The sequence below is a fragment of the Citreicoccus inhibens genome, assembly GCF_019039035.1.
Taxonomy (GTDB): Bacteria; Myxococcota; Myxococcia; order Myxococcales; family Myxococcaceae; genus Citreicoccus; species Citreicoccus inhibens.
In genome coordinates, this window is the sequence record NZ_JAHNZT010000001.1 from 351,903 (window position 1) to 371,610 (window position 19,708).

The 19,708-nt window shown below is 69.6% G+C and carries 14 protein-coding genes; 3 read left to right on the top strand and 11 right to left on the bottom strand.

Going from position 1 to position 19,708, the window contains the following annotated elements; genetic code table 11:
* Window positions 1–93: 93 nt before the first annotated feature.
* Window positions 94–1,512 (bottom strand): TIGR01777 family oxidoreductase, encoded by a 1,419-nt coding sequence (locus tag KRR26_RS01370; RefSeq protein ID WP_217078943.1) that lies wholly within the window; start codon window positions 1,510–1,512, stop codon window positions 94–96.
* Between the two features lie 31 nt (window positions 1,513–1,543).
* Between KRR26_RS01370 and KRR26_RS01375 the strand changes: the two genes are divergently transcribed.
* A complete protein-coding gene (locus KRR26_RS01375; RefSeq protein ID WP_120205143.1) occupies window positions 1,544–2,521 on the top strand; it encodes an L-threonylcarbamoyladenylate synthase in 978 nt (325 codons plus the stop codon).
* A gap of 9 nt (window positions 2,522–2,530) precedes the next feature.
* Here the strand turns inward: KRR26_RS01375 and KRR26_RS01380 are convergent, their stop codons facing one another.
* The gene (locus KRR26_RS01380) at window positions 2,531–2,785 is read right to left on the bottom strand and encodes a hypothetical protein (protein ID WP_158611433.1); all 255 of its coding nucleotides are present in this window, start codon (window positions 2,783–2,785) and stop codon (window positions 2,531–2,533) included.
* Between the two features lie 162 nt (window positions 2,786–2,947).
* Here KRR26_RS01380 and KRR26_RS01385 point away from each other — a divergent pair, with 162 nt between their 5' ends.
* Entirely contained in the window at window positions 2,948–4,195 is a 1,248-nt protein-coding gene (locus KRR26_RS01385) for a hypothetical protein (protein ID WP_217078944.1), read from the top strand.
* Between the two features lie 129 nt (window positions 4,196–4,324).
* Here KRR26_RS01385 and KRR26_RS01390 read toward each other — a convergent pair whose 3' ends face one another.
* The 4 genes from KRR26_RS01390 to KRR26_RS01405 form a co-directional block, all read right to left on the bottom strand.
* Window positions 4,325–5,971: a hypothetical protein gene (locus tag KRR26_RS01390; RefSeq protein WP_217079044.1), complete on the bottom strand. Its 1,647-nt coding sequence runs from the start codon at window positions 5,969–5,971 to the stop codon at window positions 4,325–4,327.
* Window positions 5,972–6,250: 279 nt separating this feature from the next.
* On the bottom strand, window positions 6,251–7,087 hold the full coding sequence (locus tag KRR26_RS01395) for a fatty acid desaturase family protein (RefSeq protein WP_120205138.1): 837 nt from the start codon (window positions 7,085–7,087) through the stop codon (window positions 6,251–6,253).
* A complete protein-coding gene (locus KRR26_RS01400; RefSeq protein WP_120205136.1) occupies window positions 7,084–8,508 on the bottom strand; it encodes a cytochrome P450 in 1,425 nt (474 codons plus the stop codon). The genes KRR26_RS01395 and KRR26_RS01400 overlap by 4 nt, the downstream gene beginning before the upstream one ends.
* A 17-nt stretch (window positions 8,509–8,525) precedes the next feature.
* Window positions 8,526–10,553: a lipoxygenase family protein gene (locus tag KRR26_RS01405; RefSeq protein WP_120205135.1), complete on the bottom strand. Its 2,028-nt coding sequence runs from the start codon at window positions 10,551–10,553 to the stop codon at window positions 8,526–8,528.
* A 268-nt stretch (window positions 10,554–10,821) separates the two neighbouring features.
* Between KRR26_RS01405 and KRR26_RS01410 the strand changes: the two genes are divergently transcribed.
* Entirely contained in the window at window positions 10,822–11,829 is a 1,008-nt protein-coding gene (locus KRR26_RS01410) for a hypothetical protein (protein WP_217078945.1), read from the top strand.
* Here KRR26_RS01410 and hemH read toward each other — a convergent pair.
* The 5 genes from hemH to treY all read right to left on the bottom strand — a co-directional run bounded on the left by hemH (window position 11,789) and on the right by treY (window position 19,656).
* The gene (gene hemH, locus KRR26_RS01415) at window positions 11,789–12,865 is read right to left on the bottom strand and encodes a ferrochelatase (protein WP_120205132.1); all 1,077 of its coding nucleotides are present in this window, start codon (window positions 12,863–12,865) and stop codon (window positions 11,789–11,791) included. The genes KRR26_RS01410 and hemH overlap by 41 nt on opposite strands.
* Window positions 12,866–12,877: 12 nt before the next feature.
* Window positions 12,878–13,264, bottom strand: a complete 387-nt coding sequence (gene apaG, locus KRR26_RS01420; RefSeq protein ID WP_120205130.1) for a Co2+/Mg2+ efflux protein ApaG — start codon at window positions 13,262–13,264, stop codon at window positions 12,878–12,880.
* A gap of 57 nt (window positions 13,265–13,321) precedes the next feature.
* Window positions 13,322–14,314 carry a TerC family protein gene (locus tag KRR26_RS01425; RefSeq protein WP_120205128.1) on the bottom strand — a complete coding sequence of 331 codons (993 nt, stop codon included), beginning with the start codon at window positions 14,312–14,314 and terminating at the stop codon, window positions 13,322–13,324.
* A 93-nt stretch (window positions 14,315–14,407) separates the two neighbouring features.
* Window positions 14,408–16,552 carry a glycogen debranching protein GlgX gene (glgX, locus tag KRR26_RS01430; protein ID WP_120205127.1) on the bottom strand — a complete coding sequence of 715 codons (2,145 nt, stop codon included), beginning with the start codon at window positions 16,550–16,552 and terminating at the stop codon, window positions 14,408–14,410.
* Complete coding sequence (gene treY, locus KRR26_RS01435; protein WP_217079033.1) at window positions 16,549–19,656, bottom strand: malto-oligosyltrehalose synthase; 3,108 nt, start codon at window positions 19,654–19,656, stop codon at window positions 16,549–16,551. Before treY ends, glgX begins: the two co-directional genes overlap by 4 nt.
* Between the last annotated feature and the right edge of the window lie 52 nt (window positions 19,657–19,708).

A 19,708-nucleotide genomic window follows, 5' to 3' on the forward strand; every position in this document is an offset into this window, starting at 1 on the left:
GCACTGAGGGGGAAAGCGGCGTTTTTCTGGCGCCCCGGCTGAAGACTGTCAAGCCGACGGACCGCCCCCGTCCGAGCGCCGCCCGCCAACCCCTCAGGAGTGCGGGTATTCCGGCCCCGCGCGCGTCCGGCCGAGCGTGAAACGCAGGGCCCCCTCCAGCTCCGGAAAGGTGAAGGCGTACCCATGGCGCAGCGCGGCCTCGGGGACGGCGTGGGCTCCGGACAGGAGCGCCTCCTCGCCCATCTGCCCGAAGAGGGTCCGGATGACCGCGGCGGGCATGGGCAGGAAGGCCGGGCGATGAAGCACCCGCCCCAGCGTCCGCGCCAGCTCCGCCTGCCGCACCGCGCCCGGCGACACGACATGGAGGGCGCCTCGCACGTCCGGCGTCATCATCGCGAAGTGGAGCAGCCCGAGGACGTCCTCCAGGGACACCCAGCTCATCCACTGGCGCCCCGAGCCCATGGGGCCTCCGCCCCCCGCGAGGAACGCGGGGAGCATCTTCGCGAGCGCTCCCTCGCGAGCGTCCAGCACCACGCCCAAGCGCGCGTGCACCACGCGGATGCCGGCGTCCTCGGCGGGCGCGGTGGCTGCCTCCCACTCGCGGCACACCTGGGACAGGAAGCCCGTGCCGGCCCCGGAGGCTTCGGTGAGCACCTCGTCGCCTCGGTCACCGAAGTAGCCAATGGCCGAGGCACTCACCACCACGCGCGGCTTGCGCTCCAGCTTCGCCAGCGCCTCGCAGAGCACGCGCGTGCCCTCGGTGCGGCTCTTGAGGATGAGGTCCCGATACTCCGGCGTCCAGCGGTGCCCCGCGACGTTCGCGCCCGCCAGGTGCACCACGGCGTCCACGCCCTCCAGCGCCCGAGCATCCAGCTCCCCACGCTGCGGTGCCCAGGAAATCTCCCCGCGCAAGGCATCCGCCGGACCGCGCACCAGCCGCTTCACGCGGTGCCCACCCGTGGTGAGGAACGGTCCGAGCGCCGAGCCCACGAGCCCCGACGCCCCCGAGATGGCCACCGTGAGCGGCCCCCTCGCGGCGAACGCGGCATGGCGCTTCAGGTCCGCGAAGGTGACCGCGTGGCGATACGCGAACGTGTGCTCCAGCCGCCGCCGCACGGGCGCGCCCGCCACGGCGCTTCCCAAGGCACCGAGGGGCAGCTCGTACTCCACCTCGTCCTCCAGGACGGAGGAGCCCGAGGAGGGACCGGGGCGCATGTGGTGCGTGTGGACCCAGCGGCGGAACGGCCCGGACCGCTGCGTGTCCTGGAACAGCACGCCCTCTTCGTAGGCGGTGTGCTCGGCGGAGAGCCGGGAGCGCAGCGGTCCCACGCGCAGCGCGATGGCGAGGCGGGCGCCGGTCTGGATGCCCTCGCCCGAGCGCTCCACGACCTGGACCGGGTCCCAGGGAGGGACCAGCCGCTCGAAGGCCCCCTCCCGAGCGTGCCAGCGGAACAGGTCGGACGCTGGAACCGGCATCGGGCTGCGCGCCCTGAAGACGTGCGACTTGCCCATGTGCCCTCCCGAGGCGAGATTGCGACCGCGAATGCTTAATCCGGATCAGCTCGACCGTGCAGTGGAATTGCTGCGAGGCGGCGGGGTCATCGCCCTGCCAACAGAGACCGTGTACGGCCTGGCGGCCAACGCCGAGGACGAGCTGGCCGTGCGCCGCGTCTTCGCCATCAAAGGCCGGCCCGCCACGCACCCCCTCATCGTCCACCTCGCGGGCGCGGAGCACCTCGAAGCCTGGGCCCGCGAAGTGCCCGCCGAGGCGCGACGACTGGCCGAGGCCTTCTGGCCCGGACCGTTGACGTTGGTGCTGCGGCGGACAACGCGAGCCACAGATGCCGTCACGGGAGGGCAGGACACGGTGGCGCTGCGCGTGCCTGGGCACCCCGTGGCGCTGGAGGTGCTGCGTCGGCTCGGGGGTGGACTGGCCGCGCCGAGCGCCAATCGCTTCGGCAAGGTGAGCCCCACCACGGCCGAGCATGTCCGCCAGGACCTGGGGAGCGACGTGGACCTCGTGCTCGACGGAGGTCCGAGCACGGTGGGCGTGGAGTCCACCATCGTCGACCTGAGCACCGGAGCCCCTGCCATCTTGAGGCCGGGCGGACTGGCCACGGAGGACGTGGAGCGGGTGCTCGGAAGAGAAGTCCCGGTGCGCACATCGTCGACAGTCCGCGTGTCCGGTTCGTTGGCTTCACACTACGCGCCGCGCGCGGGCGTGGTGTTGGCGGAGCCAGCCGAGGCCGCCGAGCGCGTGCGCGAGCTGCGAGCGCGCGGCTTGAACGTGGGCGTCCTGGGCCCCGCGCACCTCGTGTTGCCGCCCGAGGTCGCGCGCTTCGACGTGCCCCAGGACGCAGGCGACGCGGCGCGCGTGCTCTATGCGCGTCTGCGCGAGGCCGATGCGCAGGGGCACGACGTGTTGGTCGCGTGTCTGCCTCAGGCGCAAGGCCTGGGGCTCGCGGTCAGAGACCGGCTCGCCCGGGCCGCCGCGCCGCGAGACCCGACGCCCTCGCACTGAAGCGCCCGCTCAGGAGCGCAGGCGGAACCGCGCGCCCATGAAGAACCAGAAATGGAACGCGCGGGCGCGGATGGACTCCGTACCCAAGCCCTTGCCGAGCCGCACCTGAAGCGTGTCGTAGCGCCCCATGGCGAGCGTGCTGAACAACCCGCCCCACAGCGCGCCCACGAGGTGGCGATCGAACCCACCCTGCAAGACATACCCATCGGGTTCCTTGAGCCCCTGCGGTAAGTCCAACCACGAGCGCGTAGGACGGACGCACACCCACGCGGAGATCAGAGGGAGACACCGCGTCTTCGGCCTGTGTGGGGCTGCAAGACAGACAACAAGCACCCGCGGAGAAACCCGAGAATGAAGGTGTTGCCGCGTATGGCGCTGCACTATGACGGGGCTTCTCCCGCCCCATCGAACCGAGGATCTCCCTTCATGACGACTCCCCTCTCGACCCGCTGGCTCTGGGGTCTCGTTGTGTTCTCTCTCGTGGTGGTCGGAGGCTGTGGCCACGTTGACGAGGGCGCCTGTGCCGACTTCGCCTGCTCCGTCGGGCGCTGTGTGAGCAATGCAGGACTGGCCACCTGCGAATGCGGCGCCGATGACCAGGCCGCGGGGCTGGACTGCACGCATGCCGAGTTGATGCCCAAGGGAGACGTTGGCGGAACGCCGTCGACCGCGACGCCGTTGGCTGTCGGTGGCGCACATTCCGGTGACTTCGATTCCAGCCAGGGCATTGACGTGGATGTCTATTCCATCGTCACCGAATCCCAGCATGTCTATCGATTCTCGTGCAGCGGCCCCGGCACGGCGACCTGCGCCATCCGACTGCTCAACAGCGCGGGCGAACAGCAGGCGGACAACATGGCCAGCGGAGCGGCCCTGACTTTCAAGGTGGCTCCGGGCCGCTGGTTCCTGGAAGCGAAGCCGGGGCCCTCACAGCCCCCCGCGGGCGCGTATTCCTATCGCTTGGAAGACGTGGGCATCGACGACCATGGCGACACCCCAGCGACCGCCACGGTCATCCAGTCCGACTCGACCCCGGTCTCCGTGAGCGCACTGGAGCTGGGCGATGTGGATGTCCTGCTCATCCACGCGATCGCGGGGCACGGATACATTCTCAGCTGCACCACGCCCGCGGATCATTTCAGAGGAGGCGTGGAGCTGAGGGGGACATCCGAGGTCGCCTATGACTGGACGACCGTCAACATGGGCATCCCCACCCAGGTCTCCTTCCTGGCCAAGAGCAACGCGGACTATCTCGTGTCCATCAGCGGCTTGACGCCGGGCCCCGGGCTCTCGTGTCAGCTCCGGGATGTCGCGGACGACCACGGCGACTCCATCGCGACCGCGACGCCCGTGAGCGTGGGCACCCCTGCCTCGTTCCGAATGGACACCCACGGTGACCAGGATTTCTTCGCCTTCAGCGCGCTCGCGGGTCACTTCTATTCCATGCGCGGAACTGAAGGCACGGGCGTCATCAACGCGGTCCTGTTGGACGCCGCGAGCACTCCCGTGGCGGAGGGTTCCGTGGAGAGCGGCGTATTCAAACCGGGCGTCGGAATGGAGCTGACCTATCTGTGCAAGAGCTCCGGCACCTACTACCTCCGCATCTGGCCTCTGAGCCAGACCACGCGAGACGCGCCTTGGAAGCTCATCGTGGAGGACCAGGGCCTCCGCTGACGCGGGCGACGACGTCGCCACCGCGACTCCTGCGCGGCTCGACGCGACCGTGACCGGCTTGGATTCGTTCACACCAGGACAGGCGCCGCGCGGTGACACGCGGCGCCTGCCCAAGCAATGCCAGGCGATTTAGACGGGCTGGAGATAGGAGATCGTCACCACGCCGTTGCCGGTCCCCTGATCCGCCTGATTGTTCGGACTGCTGCCCGCGTTGTACGAGCCGCCACCACCACCACCGCCGCAGTTGCTGGACGCGCCACCAGCGCCACCACCGCTGTAGCCACCCGCGCCGCCGGCCGCGCCAGCCGCGCCGCCACCGCCGCCATAACCACCGTTGCCATTGAGCGTGCCCGTGCCACCGCTACCGCCCGAGCTGATGGCGAGGCCACCGCCGCCACCGCCCGAGCCCGCGCCACCGGCGCCCGTCCCGCCCGACTGAGTCAGGCCGGCGCCGCCACCACCACCGCCGTGGAAGCCCGCCGCACCACCCGAGCCACCACCCGCGTTGGCGCCACCCGCCGCTCCCGGGCTGCCATTACCCGCGTTCCCCGTAGTGCTCAGCGCGGCGCCCCAGCCATTGAAGCCATTGCAGCCCGCGCCACCGCCACCGCCCGCCGCCACCATCAGCGACGACACCGTCGCAGAGCCCGTCCCGCGCCATACGAACGAACCACCACCACCACCACCGTTCGTGCCGTCCGCGCCGCGTCCACCCACCACGATGCTCAGCGCGTCACCCGGCGTCACGTTGAACGTGCCAGACAGCAGCGCTCCCGCGCCTGCGCCCGCGTTGTTGTAGGCATTGCCGCCGCGCGCCCCCACGGCCTTCACGTTCACCGCGTAGACGTTCGCGGGCACCGTGAAGCTCTGGAGCCCACCCGTGTAGTTGAACGTCTGGGTGATGGGCATCATCTGAACATAGGTGAGCACCACCACGCCGTTGCCCGTGCCCTGGTCGGCTTGATTGTTCGGACTGCTGCCCGCGTTGTACGAGCCGCCACCACCACCACCGCCGCAGTTGCTGGACGCGCCACCAGCGCCACCACCGCTGTAGCCACCCGCACCGCCGGCCGCGCCAGCCGCGCCGCCACCGCCGCCATAACCACCGTTGCCATTGAGCGTGCCCGTGCCACCGCTACCGCCCGAGCTGATGGCGAGGCCACCGCCGCCACCGCCCGAGCCCGCGCCACCGGCGCCCGTCCCGCCCGACTGAGTCAGGCCCGCGCCGCCGCCGCCGCCGCCGTGGAAGCCCGCCGCACCACCCGAGCCACCGCCCGCGTTGGCGCCACCCGCCGCTCCCGGGCTGCCATTACCCGCGTTCCCCGTGGTGCTCAGCGCGGCGCCCCAGCCATTGAAGCCATTGCAGCCCGCGCCACCGCCACCGCCCGCCGCCACCATCAGCGACGACACCGTCGCAGAGCCCGTCCCGCGCCATACGAACGAACCACCACCACCACCACCGTTCGTGCCGTCCGCGCCGCGTCCACCCACCACGATGCTCAGCGCGTCACCCGGCGTCACGTTGAACGTGCCAGACAGCAGCGCTCCCGCGCCTGCGCCCGCGTTGTTGTAGGCATTGCCGCCGCGAGCGCCCACGGCCTTCACGTTCACCGCGTAGACGTTCGCGGGCACCGTGAAGCTCTGGAGCCCACCCGTGTAGTTGAACGTCTGGGTTGTCTGCGCATGCGCGGGACCTGACAGCAATCCCGTGGTGAGCACCGCCGATACCGCGAGGAACTTCGATATTCCGAGCCGGACTGAATGCGTCTTGGACATCGCGACCACTCCTGCCATGCGGGTTGTCGTGGCCGAGACCGGCCACCGCGCAAGCCCTGGAGCAAGAGACACGCCACCATTTGTCCAGAAGACAACACAGACCCCGCGCCCAAGCCCTGAACCCAGGAGTCGCCCCGCTTGCGTCTCAATGGGACACAGGTGCGTCCTGCCAGGAAGCTGCCGGCGCGCGGAAGACCCAGTCCAACCCGACCCAATGCCTGACGCGCCGGGAGGAGGCGGGACCGAAACATGGCCCCGCCCCCGATGCCCCGCGGAGCGTCAGGAGACCACGGCCTCGGCGGTAGGCTCGATTTGAGCCTCCGTGTTGGTCCACACGAAAGGAATGCCCGGCTGACGGTAATGCGTGGCGGGGATGTCCTTCTCGAGCTGCGCGTGCAACTCCGGGAGCTGCGACCAGTGCAGGCCATGCTTCGCATGGTGCGCGGTGTGATAGCCCAGGTTGCCTGTCAGCAGGTTGTAGCCCTTGTGCAGGATGTTGAAGGACGCCTGCGTGTGCTCGGTCGCCTCCAGGCCCGTGTGATGGAAATACGTGGCCCACACCGTGACAAACAGAGACGCGCACATGGGCAGCAGGAACACCCAGAGCGCGTTGTACCAGTCATGCCAGAACAGCGCGCCCAGCAGCACCACCTGCAACACGGCCATGCCCGTGAAGGTGCGCAGGATGCGCGGGTGCTCCAGGCCCACCTTGAAGGCGCGCGGATACGCGACCAGCGCCGTGATGAACGAGTACTCCAGCTCACCCATCGTGGTGCCGTCCTTGCGCTTCCAGCGGGACTCGTCCTTCTCCTGGTCCAGGTAGTTGCGGTGGTGGCCCAGCACGTGGTGCAGGAACCACGCGTGGGACGTCACCCCGGTCTGAAAGGCAAACACCACCTCCAGGACCCGATTCGGCAGCGTGTGCCGGAACATCGGGACGTGCTGGTGGTGGTGGTTCCACGCGCTGATCCACCCCTTCGGAATCACCCACAGGGCGAGCCACAGGATGGGGAACCACCAGCTCCGCGACTGGAGATAGACGGTCACGTCCAACGCGAAGGCACAGAAGAACAGCAGGACAGGGATGCGGTCTCGGGGATGCCGGAACAGGGTCATGCGGATTCCACTGCGGGGGTGTCGCCAGGGGGTTGGAGGGACTGCGGGGGCCGCGCCTGCAGTCTACCGATGACGCCCTTGGGAAGAACGACCCCGAAGAAGAATCCCTCCTCGAAGGGCGCCGTGGAGTCCACTTGCACCCTCGCCCGCGCCGCGATGGTCGCCAGCGCCGTCTGGAGATACACCACGGCGAAGGCCCCTCCCACGCATGCGCGAGGACCCCGCCCGAAGGGGAAGAAGTAGCCGCTCCCCAGCGGGTCCCTCGCCACGCCGCCGCCGAGCCACCGCTCGGGGACGAACTCCTCGGCGCGGACCCAATGCGTCGGGTCTCGGTGCAGGTGCTGGTTGGAGATCATGATCATCGCGCCCGCCGGCAGCGTCACGCCCGCCAGCTTCGCGTCCGCCGCGGGCGTGCGCGTGAAGACCCGGACCGCGGGCAACAGGCGCATGGACTCGTACGCCACCGCCTCCGCCCAGGGCGCCTGCCGGAGCGACTCGAAGGTCCACGGGCCCTCCCCCAGTGCGGCGGCTTCGGCCGCGAGGCGAGCCTCCGCGTCAGGGAACCTCTGGAGCTGGTGGAACGCGCCCACCAGGGTCGTGCTCGAGGAGAACACGCCCCCGTAGAAGAACGTCCCCAAGAGGTGCGCCAGCCGCTGCTCGGGCAGGTCCGGCATCTGGCGCAGCGTCCACGACAACAGGTCCACCCCGTGGGGGTTGGGCTTCGCCCGCGCGGCGCGGACCTTCTGCGCGAACAGGCCATAGAACCGCTCACGCGCCCGCTCGAAGCCCTTGGGCAGGGAGACGAACCGCAAGGGCAGCTTCGCCTGGATGCGCGCGTCCGCCCCCTTCGCCATCAACATGAAGTCGTCATAGGCCGAGTCGGGCAGCGCCTCGCCCACCACGACGGTCGCGAAGGTGTCGAACGTCAGTCGCCGCAGCACGGGCGTCAGGTCCACGGGGCCCGCCGCGAACAGGTGCTCCACGGCCTGCGCGACCGTGGCCTGCATGGGCCCCACCTGCGCCGCCAGCCACTCGGGAGACCACGGCTGCTCCAGCGGGTCGCCCCGGCGCTTCTCGGCCCAGTCCTCGCTCTGCTTCGCGATGAACACCGTGTCGTCCGTCACGGTCGGGCGGACCTGATCGCTGATGGCGCCCTTCTCGAACTCCAGCCGGCGCGTCTCCATCACCTCTTCGATGAGCGAGGGGTCGTTGAGCACCACGCCTGGGCTGGCGCCCATCCAGATGAGCGTGACGCCGCCATACTCCCGGCCGTAGCGCGCGCAGACATCCCAAGGCGTGGCGCCGAGGAAATCCCCCAGCGTGCCGAGCACACCGGGCGCGGGGCCGGGCAACGAAGCGAAGGCCTTGCGACGAGCGCCGAAGAACAGGTTGAACACGCCACGAGAGAACAGGTTCGGCAAGGCGCCTCCAGGGCGTCTCAGACGGTGATGCCGCAGGGAATCCGGTCGGGTTGCAGGACGGTGTACGGCACGTCGCGCTGGGCGTTGCGCGCCTTCAACGACTCGAGCTGAGCGGCCAGACGCGCATGGAAGCGCTCGCGAATGGCGTGCAGCGCGGGCTCGTGGAAGTACTCCTCGTGCCAGCCCCCGGTGTGGAGCAGGTACTCCTCGTCATCCCCGAAGCTGGAGAGCGCCCGGCCAATGGCCACCTGCCACAGCGTCTGGGATTTGGTCGGAATCATCGCGGCGATGTCCGCCGGCCCCAGCTTCCCCTTCTCGCGAGGCGGCGCGCGGCGCAGGCACAGCGGAGCGTTGGGCACGAAGGCGTAGTGCTCGTACTGGAGATAGTTCACCGCGGCGTGCTGCACGCTCACCGAGAACAGGACGGTGGTGAGAATCTCCACCAGGTCGTCCACGCGGCGCAGCGTTACACAGGGCAACTTGTCCACGGGGAGGCCATGCGTGGTGAGGTCCTCCCACCAGTGCTGCATCTCCCCATCAGCCACGAGGTCCGCGTCGGTCGCGTAGAAGTGCCGCAGGACTCCGCCCACGTACTCCTCCAGCGCATCCCACAGGGGGAGCGCCTCGTCGCGATAGGGATAGTCCGGCAGCACCGAGGGGTCCAACACCCCGCGCCGGGCCAGGTCGCGTCGCGGCTGGTTGTCCCGCAGGGTCCAGCGCGCGAAGCCCTTCTTGCCCAACTGGAGGTGTCCCTTGTCCGGGCCGCCCGTGGCGATGAAGTCGTCGAACACCGCGCCCTCGGCCAGCAGGCCCTTGCGCGCGCCGTCGTTGATGGCGAGCGTGTAGCGGAAGTGCCGACGCAACAATTTGTAGACGGGATGCGGGTCCGGCAGGTTGCGCATCGTCGCCAGGACGAAGGGCTCGGCGATGAAGTGGGTCCGCAGCGCGTGCGACACCATCTGGTGCGTGTTGCCCTCGCTGCATCGCACGTAGATTTTCGCGGCCAGCCAGTCGTACTCCCCATCGTTCGGGGTGAAGACCGGGTCCTGTGCCGCGTCGCGCCCCAACTGGATGGCGAGGGGCCGCAATCGCTGGCTGTCGTCCAAGAACAACAGACACCGAGCAGCAGGCGCCCAGCGGCGCTCCTCCTCGCCCCCCTTCCCCACCTTCCGGAACATCGGAATGTCCTCGAGGATCTCGAAGTCGATCAAGAAGACGCGCTGGGCCTCGAACGCACCCGCCAGCGTCAGCCCCGGGGACAAGAGCCCTCGGAGGTCCGCGTCCGTCAGCGGCATCCCCTCGGGCAACGCACGCACGAGCGTGACATGGATGGGATTGATGCCCTGGACGGCCTGCCGCGCGAACTCGTGGTCGTCCTTCCAGCGGTGCGACAGCTGAGGCAATTCGATTCCCTTGAAGAAATCGAAGATGTCCACCAGCCCATTCCACGCGCTCGCCAGCATGGGCAGATGCAACTGGATGGCCGCCAGCGTCTTGGCGATGACCACCTCGTAGCTGCCATCACGCAGGCCCCGGTAGAGCTCATCCTTCGGCAGCGGCCTCGCCTCGCCGAGGTCGAGCGCGCCGGGCAACCCCTGCGTGGCCTCGGGCGAACGCCAGCCATACATCCGGTGCCGGACCTGGAGCTGCTCCAACCGCGCGGACGCCTCGCGCTCGCTGCGCGCGTGCTGCGGGAGCCTCGCCGTTCCCTCCAGCACCTCCGCGTGGGTGCCGCTGAGAATCCAGCGGAAGAAGGGGAAGTGCCATCGCCGCTCCCCCGAGGACACCTGGACCGTGTCGAGCAGCCAGTCTCCCGCCACGCCTCCCGAGTTGCTCAACCGCAGCAGCAGCAACTCCCCCACGTCACGGTCCGAGACCGAATAGACCTCCTCCGAACCCGCCTCGAAGTCATTGTGAAAGCGCCGGTCCAGGACGTGCGACGCGCTCTCTCCCCCTGTCCCCACCAGGACCACGCAGATGGTCCCGTCCGTCCCCGCCCCCCACCGTGTGCTCGTCCGAATCGTGAGCTTGTACTCGACAGTCATGATCCTCTCGGCTTTCGCGGGCAGACCGTAGGACGCGACAAAAGTGCCCGCAAATGAAGTCCCCCGCCCTCTGGAATGCCTTGAAAGTATTGAAGTACACGCTCGCTTCGGCCTGCCGGGATGAGCCGCAAGAGGGCAACGCTTGGAGCCCGAACCATCGCACGAAACGGCCGCGTCGCCCCGCGTCAATGCATGACACGGCCACTCGCCGGCTTGAACTCCCGTGGGGCCCTCGATATCCCGCGCCGGTGCTCAGGAGCGTCCCCACGTGAAGCGAAGCTTGTCTGGATTGGTCGTCGCCCTCGCGCTCACCGCCTGCAAGGAAGAGCCTCGCGGGAAGATGGAGCCGATTGCCCATCCCCCCACGCCCGCGGGCGCCACGGCCGCTCCCGCGGCGAAGCCCGCAGCAGCGGAGGTCGTCCCCGCCGAGGGCGCCGTGCTGCTGCGCTGGAAGCTGGCCAAGGGCGAGCCCCGAGCCTTCCGCCTGTCGTTCACGCCGGAGGCCGCCGCCCCCGCCTCCGAGCCCGCCGCGCCGCCCTCGCGCGCCGACAAGAAGAAGGGCCGCGACCCCAAGGCCAAGGCCGAGGCCCCCGAGCCCGCGCCGCTGATGACGCCCACCGAGCTGACCTATCTGCTGGAGCGCACGAGCAGCGGAGACGCGCTGCTGCGCATCACGCCCGCGAGCGGCGCGCCGGATGAGGCCAGCCTGAGCGACCGCGGCTTCGTGCTGGAGGGGCTCCAGGGCGCCACGCGCAACACCGCGACGCTGCTGCTGGAGCTGCCGCGCGACGCGGTCCGCGTGGGCGACACGTGGTCGCTGGCCACCGAGCTGGTGGTCCCCGACGTCTTCGGCCGCGACTTCCACCGCAGCGCGGGCGAGCGCCACAACCGCGTGAAGCTGACCGCGCTGACGCCCGCGGAGAACGGCGAGCAGGTGGCCGTCATCGAGTACGACCTGGGCGAGCAGCTCTCCGGCATCGTCCCGCCCGGGTACAAGCCCCCCGACGCACGCCCCGGCTCCGACGAGGGCAAGAAGACCGCGGGCTCACAGGACGTGGCGGTGGACGTGAAGGTCACCGCCCGTGGCGAGTTCCTGGTGAAGGCGGGGCACTGGCGCACGTGGGAGGGCACCTTCGCCACCGTGACGAAGGGCCCCGCGCGCGCCGCCGCGCAGCTCCCGGCGGGCACGCAGAAGGTGCGCCTCACCGCGCTGGACGCCGCGCCGGCCGCTCCTGCTACCCCGCCGCCAGCGGCGGCTCAACCGGCCGCGCCGTAGCGCCGTCCGACTCACGCACCAGTTGCACCACCGCGTCCACCCAGGCGGGGTGGGCGTTGAGGGAGGGGACGAGCGTCAGCGACTCTCCTCCCGCCGCGACGAACTGCTCGCGCGCGCGCAGGCCCACTTCCTCCAGCGTCTCCAGGCAGTCCGCCACGAACGCCGGGCACATCACCGCGAGCCGCTTCACGCCGCGCCCGGCCAGCTCTGGCAGCACCTCGTCCGTGTAGGGCTTCACCCACGGCGTCCGCCCCAGCCGCGACTGGAACGACACGGTGTAGCCCTCCGGCTTCAGCCCCAGCCGCTCGGCCAACATGCGCGCCGTCGCGTAGCACTGCGCGCGGTAGCAGTGGCGGTTCACGTCGGTGAGCGTGTCGCAGCACCCCGACGAAGCCAGGCAGTGGCTCCCGGAGGGATCGCTCTTGCGCATGTGCCGCTCGGGCAGCCCGTGGAAGCTGAACAGCACATGGTCCGCGCGGGCCTCGGAGATGACCGGCCGCGCCACCGTGGCGAACGCATCGAGGAAGCCCGGCGCGTCGTAGAACGCGGGCACCGCGCGCACGTTGGGGACGTCCCAGCCCTCGGTCATCACCTCGTAGAGGCGCGCCAGCGAGGACGAAGACGACGACGTGGCCTCCTGCGGGTACAGCGGCAGCACCGTGAAGTCCGTCACCCCGCGCTCGCGCAGCGCCGCCACCGCGTCCGGCAGCGAGGGATTGCCATAGCGCATGGCGAGCGCCACCTCGTACTCGCCCTTCAGCTGCTCGGCCACCGCGGCGGTCAGCGCCTTGCTGTGCACGAGCAGCGGCGAGCCCTCGGGCATCCACACCTTGCGATAGGCCTCCGCGCTCCTGGCGGGGCGGAACGGCAGGATGAAGAGATTGAGGAGCAACCAGCGTCCCACCGGGTGGATGTCCACCACGCGCGGGTCGCTCAAGAACTCGCGCAGGTAGCGCCGCACCGGCCCGGACTCGGGCGCGTCAGGCGTCCCCAGGTTGATGAGCAGGAGGCCCCGCTTCGCGCTTGGCATGGCCATGGGGCGCGGGCCTCAGTGCAGCGCGTTGGGCAGCGTGAGAGCGAACTCCGCGATGCGCGCGTCGAAGTGCGTGCCGTCCGGACGCACCATCGCGTAGGTGCCGCGCATGGTGCCGAACGGCGTGCGCAGCATGGCCCAGCTCGTGTACTCGAAGCGCTCGCCCGGCCCCAGCTTCGGCTGGCGCCCCACCACTCCCTCGCCCTTCACCTCTTCGACCCGCCCCTCCGAATCCGTGATGACCCAGTGGCGGCTCTGGAGCTGCGCGGGCGCCTCGCCCTCGTTCATGATCTCCACCTTGTAGGTGAAGGCGAACTGGCCGGACTCGGGCGCGCTGCGCTCGGGCCAGAAGGCTGGCCGCACGGTGATGCGAATGCCGTCAGTGGTGGCGGAGGAAGACATGTCTCCACATTTGGCCGGCGCGCCGCCGAGACGCAAGGAAAAGACCGGCCCGGGGGCCTAGCTCTTCGCGCGCTTCCGTTCCTGCTCGGCTTCCGTCGAAGACGTGGACTCCGGTGACGTGGACTCTGGCTCGGGAGGACGCGGCCAGATGAAGGACGCCCCGATGGCCAGCGCCAGCGTCCCCGCGATGACGCCCAGGGAGAGGCCGGTGGAGACGTGGATGTCGAAGAACTCGATGAGCATCTTCACGCCCACGAAGGCGAGGATGACGCTCAGCGCCAGCTTCAGGTAGTGGAACTTGTCCATCAAGCTGGAGACCACGAAGAACAGCGAGCGCAGGCCCAGGATGGCGCAGACGTTGGACGAGTAGGCGATGAAGGCGTTGCCGCTCAAGCCCAGCACCGCGGGGATGGAGTCCACCGCGAAGAGCAGGTCGGTGGCCTCCACCACCAGCAGCACGATGAACAGCGGCGTCACCTTGCGGCGGCCATCCTCGATGAGGAAGAAGCGACTGCCCTGCCCCTGGCTCGCCACGGGCAGCACGCGCCGCGCCACGCGCACCACCATCCCCGCCTCGGGGTCCGCCTCGTCGTCGTCATCCGAGACGAGCATCTTCACCGCGGTGAAGACCAGGAACGCGCCGAAGAGGTAGAGGATCCAGTGGAAGCGCCGCACCAGCTCCGTGCCCGCGATGATGAGGCAGGCGCGCATCACGAAGGCGCCGAGGATGCCCCAGAACAGCACGCGGTGCTGATGCTCGGGCGCCACGCGGAAGTAGCTGAAGACGAGCAGGAAGACGAAGAGGTTGTCGACGCTGAGCGCGTACTCGACCACGTAGGCCGTCAGCCACTGCGTGGCGTGGGTGCTCCCGGAGAAGTGCCAGATGCCGCCGGCGAACGCGAGGCTGAGCGACACCCAGACGAGTGTCCAGACCCCCGCCTCCTTGGGGGTCACCACGTGCTCCTTGCGATGGAACAGCCCCAGGTCCAGGGCGAGCATCGCCAGGACGAAGACGTTGAAGCCCACCCAGATGGACAAAGGCGTATGCACGTGCGTTTCCTGGCCCTGAACGAACCGGAGCGCACCCTAGTGGCGGGCGGCCCCCGGCGTCGACCCCTCCGTAACGCAGCGCGTGCCGGGTGGCTACTCCCATTCCGTGGCGGGGCGCCGGAGCACCAGCACGGAGCGCCCCCCCACCTGCACCCGGCCACCCGCGGGAGTGTGCGTGCGCTGTGACTCGCCGCATGCGGCGGTGTCCACCACCAGCTCCCAGTCCGCGCCCCACTCGAGCGCGGGCAACAGGAAGGTGATGGGCTCATGGTGCGCGTTCATCAGCACCAGCAGCGTGTCACCGACGATGCGGTTGCCCTCGTCATCCGGCGTGGCGATGGCGTCTCCGCCCAGCAGGAATCCCAGGGAGCGCACGTAGGGCTTCTCCCAGTCGTCCTTGCGCATCTCCTTGCCGTCGGGCCGGAACCACGCGAGGTCCTTCAGCTCGCTGTCCCAGATGTGCGCGCCGCGGAAGAAGCGGCGCTTGCTGAGCACCGGCTGCTCGCGCCGCAGCTTCGCCATCCGCACGGTGAAGTCGAGCAGCTGCCGCTGGGTGTCGTTCAAATCCCAGTTCACCCACGCCAGCTCATTGTCCTGGCAGTAGGCGTTGTTGTTGCCGTGCTGGGTGCGGCCCATCTCGTCCCCGGCCACCAGCATGGGAACGCCCTGGGACAGGAAGAGCGTGGCGAGGAAGTTGCGCTTCTGCTGCTCGCGCAGGGCGTTCACCTTCGGGTCGCTCGTCTCGCCCTCCACCCCGCAGTTCCAGGAGTGGTTGTCATTGGCGCCGTCCCGGTTGTCCTCGCCGTTCGCCTCGTTGTGTTTGTCGTTGTAGGTGACCAGGTCGTGCAGCGTGAAGCCGTCGTGCGCGGTGACGAAGTTCACGCTCGCGGTGGGCTTGCGCCCGGACAACGCATACAGGTCCGAGCTGCCCGTGAGCCGGTAGCCAATCTCCGCCGCCTGCCGGTCATCGCCCTTCCAGTAGCGGCGAATGGTGTCGCGGTACTTGCCGTTCCACTCGCTCCACAGCACCGGGAAGTTGCCCACCTGGTAGCCGTAGTCGCCCACGTCCCACGGCTCCGCGATGAGCTTCACCCGGCTGAGCACCGGGTCCTGGTGGAGAATCTGGAAGAAGGCCGCGCGCGTGTCATAGCCCTGCCGGTCCCGGCCCAGCGTCGTGGCCAGGTCGAAGCGGAACCCGTCCACATGCATGACCTCCACCCAGTAGCGCAGCGAGTCCGCCACCAGTTGCAAGGCGTTGGGGCTCGTGGCGTTCCACGAGTTCCCGCACCCGGTGAAGTCCATGTAGTAGCGAGGGTCCTTCTCCGCGAGCCGGTAGTACGCGGCGTTGTCCAGGCCCTTGAAGGACAGCGTGGGCCCCAGGTGATTGCCCTCGCACGTGTGGTTGTAGACGACGTCGAGGATGACCTCGAGCCCCGCGCGGTGCAGCAGCTTCACCATCCCCTTGAACTCGGCGACCTGCTCGCCGCGCGAGCCCGAGGCGCTGTAGCGCGCGTCCGGAGAGAAGAAGTTGAGGGTGTTGTAGCCCCAGTAGTTGGTGCGCCCCTTCTGCGACAGGAAGGGCTCGTCCATGAAGGCGTGGATGGGCAACAGCTCCACGGCGGTGACGCCCAGGCGCTTGAGGTGCTCGATGGCGGCTGGGTGCGCCAGCCCCGCGTAGGTGCCGCGCAGTTGCTCGGGCACGCGCGGGTGCAGCTTCGTGAAGCCCTTGACGTGCAGCTCGTAGAGGACCGTCTTGTGCCACGGCGTCTCCAGGCGCCGGTCCCCGTCCCAGTCGAAGTCGTCCGTCAGCACCACGCCCTTGGGCACGCCCCACGCGTCGTCGCGCAGGTCCGGCTCCAGGTCCTCGGCGCGAGGCGACGGGGCATAGCCATACAGCGGGGCGGTGGGGTCCACGCGGCCGTGGAGCGCGCGCGCATACGGATCCACCAGGAGCTTGTGCGGGTTGAAGCGCAGGCCCTTCTTCGGCTCGTAGGGGCCATGCACGCGCAAGCCATACAGCGCGCCGGGGCGCACGTCCGGCACGTAGCCGTGCCACACGTGGTGCGTCATCTCCAGCAAGGGGAAGCGGCGCAGCTCCCGCGCCGGATTCGCGGGGTCGAAGAGGCAGACCTCCACCTTCCGGGCGTGCTCGCTGCAAACGGCGAAGTTGACCCCGTTCCCGTCATACGTGGCGCCCAGGGGGTACGGTCTCCCTGGAAGCACCTCGGCCCTCCTCATCCCGCGCTCCTCTCCGGCTCCAGCAGCACCACCGGGAACTCCGCGAGCAGCGGCGCGAGGGGCAGCACGCCGCCACCCGACCCACGCTCGGGCCGCACCCGCCGCCCCGTGAAGACATTGCGGAACATCATGCCCGCATATGCCTCGGGAAGGTCCAGGAACGTGCCGTCGTGGGCTCCCGCCAGCCCGCCCGGCGACTCCAGCGCGGAGAGCGTGAAGCGCGGCGCACAGGCCACCACCACGCCCGCCGCGTGCTCGCGAGCGAAGGCCACGCTGGCCTGAGCCCGGGGACCAGCCAGGTCCAACGCGCGATAGCTCCCCGCGCGAAAGAGCGCGGGCCACCGCTGTCGCAAGCGCAGGCCCTCGGCCAGGAGGTAGAGCTTCGCCCGGCCGTCATCCAGGTCCCGCGTGAGCTGAGCGCACAACCCGGGGCGGTCCGCCTCCGCGGCGGCATCCAGGTCCGCGAGCAGCCGCGCCCGCACCGCGAAGTCCACGGGTCGCCGGTTGTCGGGATCCACCAGGGACAGGTCCCACAGCTCGGAGCCCTGATAGGTGTCCGCCACGCCGGGCGAAGCCAGCTTGAGCACGAGCTGGCCCAGCGCGTTGTGCTGCCCCGCCCGCTCGATGCGGCGCTTGAAGGCCTCCACGTCCTCCAGGAAGGCCGTGCCCCGTCGAGGGTCGAAGCAGCCGTCCACGAAGTGCGCCATGGCGTCGTCGTAGGCGCTGTCGGGGTTGGTCCACGAAGTGCGAGCCTTGGCCTCCTTGATGGCCTTGCCCATGTACTCGCGCACGCGGCGCTGGAAGTCGTCTCGCTCCGGGCCCGCGAGCACCGGCCCCATGGGCCAGGCGCCCACGAGCGTCTGGAAGAAGAGGTACACGTCGTTGGGACCCGGCGCGGGGCCCGAGGGCAGCTCCACGACGAAGCGCGCGGTGAGCCGGGCCCAGCGACGCACGCGCTTGCGCCACTCCTCGGGCAGCTCGGTGAGCACGTGGATGCGGGCGCGCACGTCCTCGCTGCGCTTGGTGTCGTGCGTGCTGGTGGTGAGCATGCTCGCCGGCCAGCGCTCCGCGCGCTCCTGATTGCGCAGGTGGAAGGTGGTGGCCCGCACGCCGAAGCGCTCCGGCTCGCCGCCCACCTCGTTGAGGCTCACCAGTCGGTTGTAGAGATAGAAGACCGTGTCCTCCAGCCCCTTGGCCATCACCGGCCCGGTGAGTTGTTGCAACTTCATGGCGAAACGCAGCATGCCCGCGCGCTCCGGCTCGGCCACGTGCTCCGGGTAGCGGCGCAGGAGGATGTCGCGCAGGAAGTCGAAGATGGAGGCGTTGGTGGTGGCGTTGCGCTCCTTGGCCCGCTGAATCGTCCACTCGATGTACTGCACGTCGCGCGCGTCCAGCTCGGGGCGCCAGCCGTCCACATAGGTGCGGTAGACGGGGAACAGCGCGATGAACTCGATGAGCGCGCGGCGCAGGCTGTTGAGCGTGAAGTCGCGCGTGCGGCGGTTCAGCTCCGAGATGCGGTTGAGTTCGTGCGCCAGCACGTTGATCTCACTCGACATGGAGTCGCGCATGATGAGCCGCTTCTTCTCGTACACCAGCTCGGGGAAGTCCTGCCGCCCGCCGATGAAGCGCTCATAGGTCTCCGTCAGGTGCGACTCCGCCGCGGGGTGGACGAAGAGGCCGCTCACCGCGTTGGCGAAGCGGTAGCCCGTGGTGCCGTGCACGGCCCAGGACTCGGGGATGCGCTCGCGGCCGCCTTGAATCTTCTCCACCGCGACGAACAGCGACTTGCGCAGCGGACTGTCGGGCCGCGCGGACACCTCGGCTCGCCACAGCTCGCGCAGCCGCGCCTCCACCGCGGGCCAGCGCGCCTCGTCGTCGCTGCCCCGCGCCGAGAAGAGCGCGCGCGCCTTCTCCACGAAGAAGCCCTCTTGCAGGTCCAGGAAGTACGCGGTCGGGTCGAACAGGCCATCCGGATGGTCGATGCGCAGCCCGGTGACGCGGTCCTCGCCCAGCCACTGGAAGATTCTCTGGTGCGCCTCCAGGAAGACGTCCGGGTCCTCCACCCGAATGGCCGCCAGCCCGTTGATGTCGAAAAAGCGACGGTAGTTGATCTCCTCTCCGGCCACGCGCCAGTGGGCGAGCCGGTAGCTGCACCGCGCGAGCACCGCGTCCAGCAGGTCGAACGAGCGCGGGTTGCCCGGGCTCCCGTTGAACACGCGGACGTTCTCCTCCACGTACGCCGCCAACTCGGGGCTGGCGGTCACCACCGCGGCCAGCCGCCGCTTGATGACCTCCTTCTCGCGGTGCCGCTCGATGACCTTGGCGCGCTCCAGCTCGGTGCGCGGCGGGAGGTGCTCGATGGCGGTGAGGATGGAGAGCAGCTCCACGAGCGGAGGAGCGTCCGCGCCCAGCCGCGCCTCCAGCCGCTCCAGGCCCTGCCGGAGGATGCGCCCATACTGGCGCGGAGCCACCGGCAGGAGGTGGTCGTAGTAGTGGAGGAAGAACGCTCCGTCGCGGAAGGACAGGTGCAGCTCACCGCGCTCCAGGACGATGCCGTACTGGTCTCCGAGGATGGGCAGCAGCACCTTGTCGCGCAGTTCGTCCTTCACCGGCCGCCAGTCGATGTCGAACGTCCGCGCGTAGAGCGATGCCGGTCCGTTCTCCAGCACGTCGAACCACAGGCGGTTGTCCCGCTCGATGCCCATGTGATTGGGCACCACGTCCAGCACCTGCCCCATCCCGTGCTGGCGCAGCGTGGCGCCGAGCGCGGCGTGGTCCTCGGAGGTGCCCACCTCCGGGTTGAGCTGCTGGTGGTCCACACAGTCGTACCCGTGGGGGCTGCCCGGTGTCGCCTTCAAGTAGGGCGACGCATACAGGTCACTGACGCCCAGCCGCGCCAGGTACGGCACCACCGCGCGGGCGTGCTCGAAGGTGAACCCCTGATGGAACTGCACGCGGTACGTGGACAGGGGCGGCGCGCGGCGTGACGCCAGCACCTCCTGGACCCGTGCGTAGAGCCCTCTGGCCAAGGCCTCCCCCGCCTCGGCGTGGCGCGCGCCTGTGGCGGATGGGGGCCCCTCCTCTTCCAGCCCGTCGAGCAACATGCGGCTGAGAGGTAGGGCCGCAGCGCCGCGCCCGCCAGCCACGCGGGCGGAC

What these genes read in the sequence shown, in the direction of transcription:
- treY (WP_217079033.1), bottom strand. Translation starts at nt 19,656, where the DNA reads ATGTTGCTCGACGGGCTGGAAGAGGAGGGGCCCCCATCCGCCACAGGC.
- KRR26_RS01370 (WP_217078943.1), bottom strand. Translation starts at nt 1,512, where the DNA reads ATGGGCAAGTCGCACGTCTTCAGGGCGCGCAGCCCGATGCCGGTTCCA.
- apaG (WP_120205130.1), bottom strand. Translation starts at nt 13,264, where the DNA reads ATGTCTTCCTCCGCCACCACTGACGGCATTCGCATCACCGTGCGGCCA.
- hemH (WP_120205132.1), bottom strand. Translation starts at nt 12,865, where the DNA reads ATGGCCATGCCAAGCGCGAAGCGGGGCCTCCTGCTCATCAACCTGGGG.
- KRR26_RS01390 (WP_217079044.1), bottom strand. Translation starts at nt 5,971, where the DNA reads ATGTCCAAGACGCATTCAGTCCGGCTCGGAATATCGAAGTTCCTCGCG.
- KRR26_RS01385 (WP_217078944.1), top strand. Translation starts at nt 2,948, where the DNA reads ATGACGACTCCCCTCTCGACCCGCTGGCTCTGGGGTCTCGTTGTGTTC.
- KRR26_RS01405 (WP_120205135.1), bottom strand. Translation starts at nt 10,553, where the DNA reads ATGACTGTCGAGTACAAGCTCACGATTCGGACGAGCACACGGTGGGGG.
- KRR26_RS01375 (WP_120205143.1), top strand. Translation starts at nt 1,544, where the DNA reads ATGCTTAATCCGGATCAGCTCGACCGTGCAGTGGAATTGCTGCGAGGC.
- glgX (WP_120205127.1), bottom strand. Translation starts at nt 16,552, where the DNA reads ATGAGGAGGGCCGAGGTGCTTCCAGGGAGACCGTACCCCCTGGGCGCC.
- KRR26_RS01395 (WP_120205138.1), bottom strand. Translation starts at nt 7,087, where the DNA reads ATGACCCTGTTCCGGCATCCCCGAGACCGCATCCCTGTCCTGCTGTTC.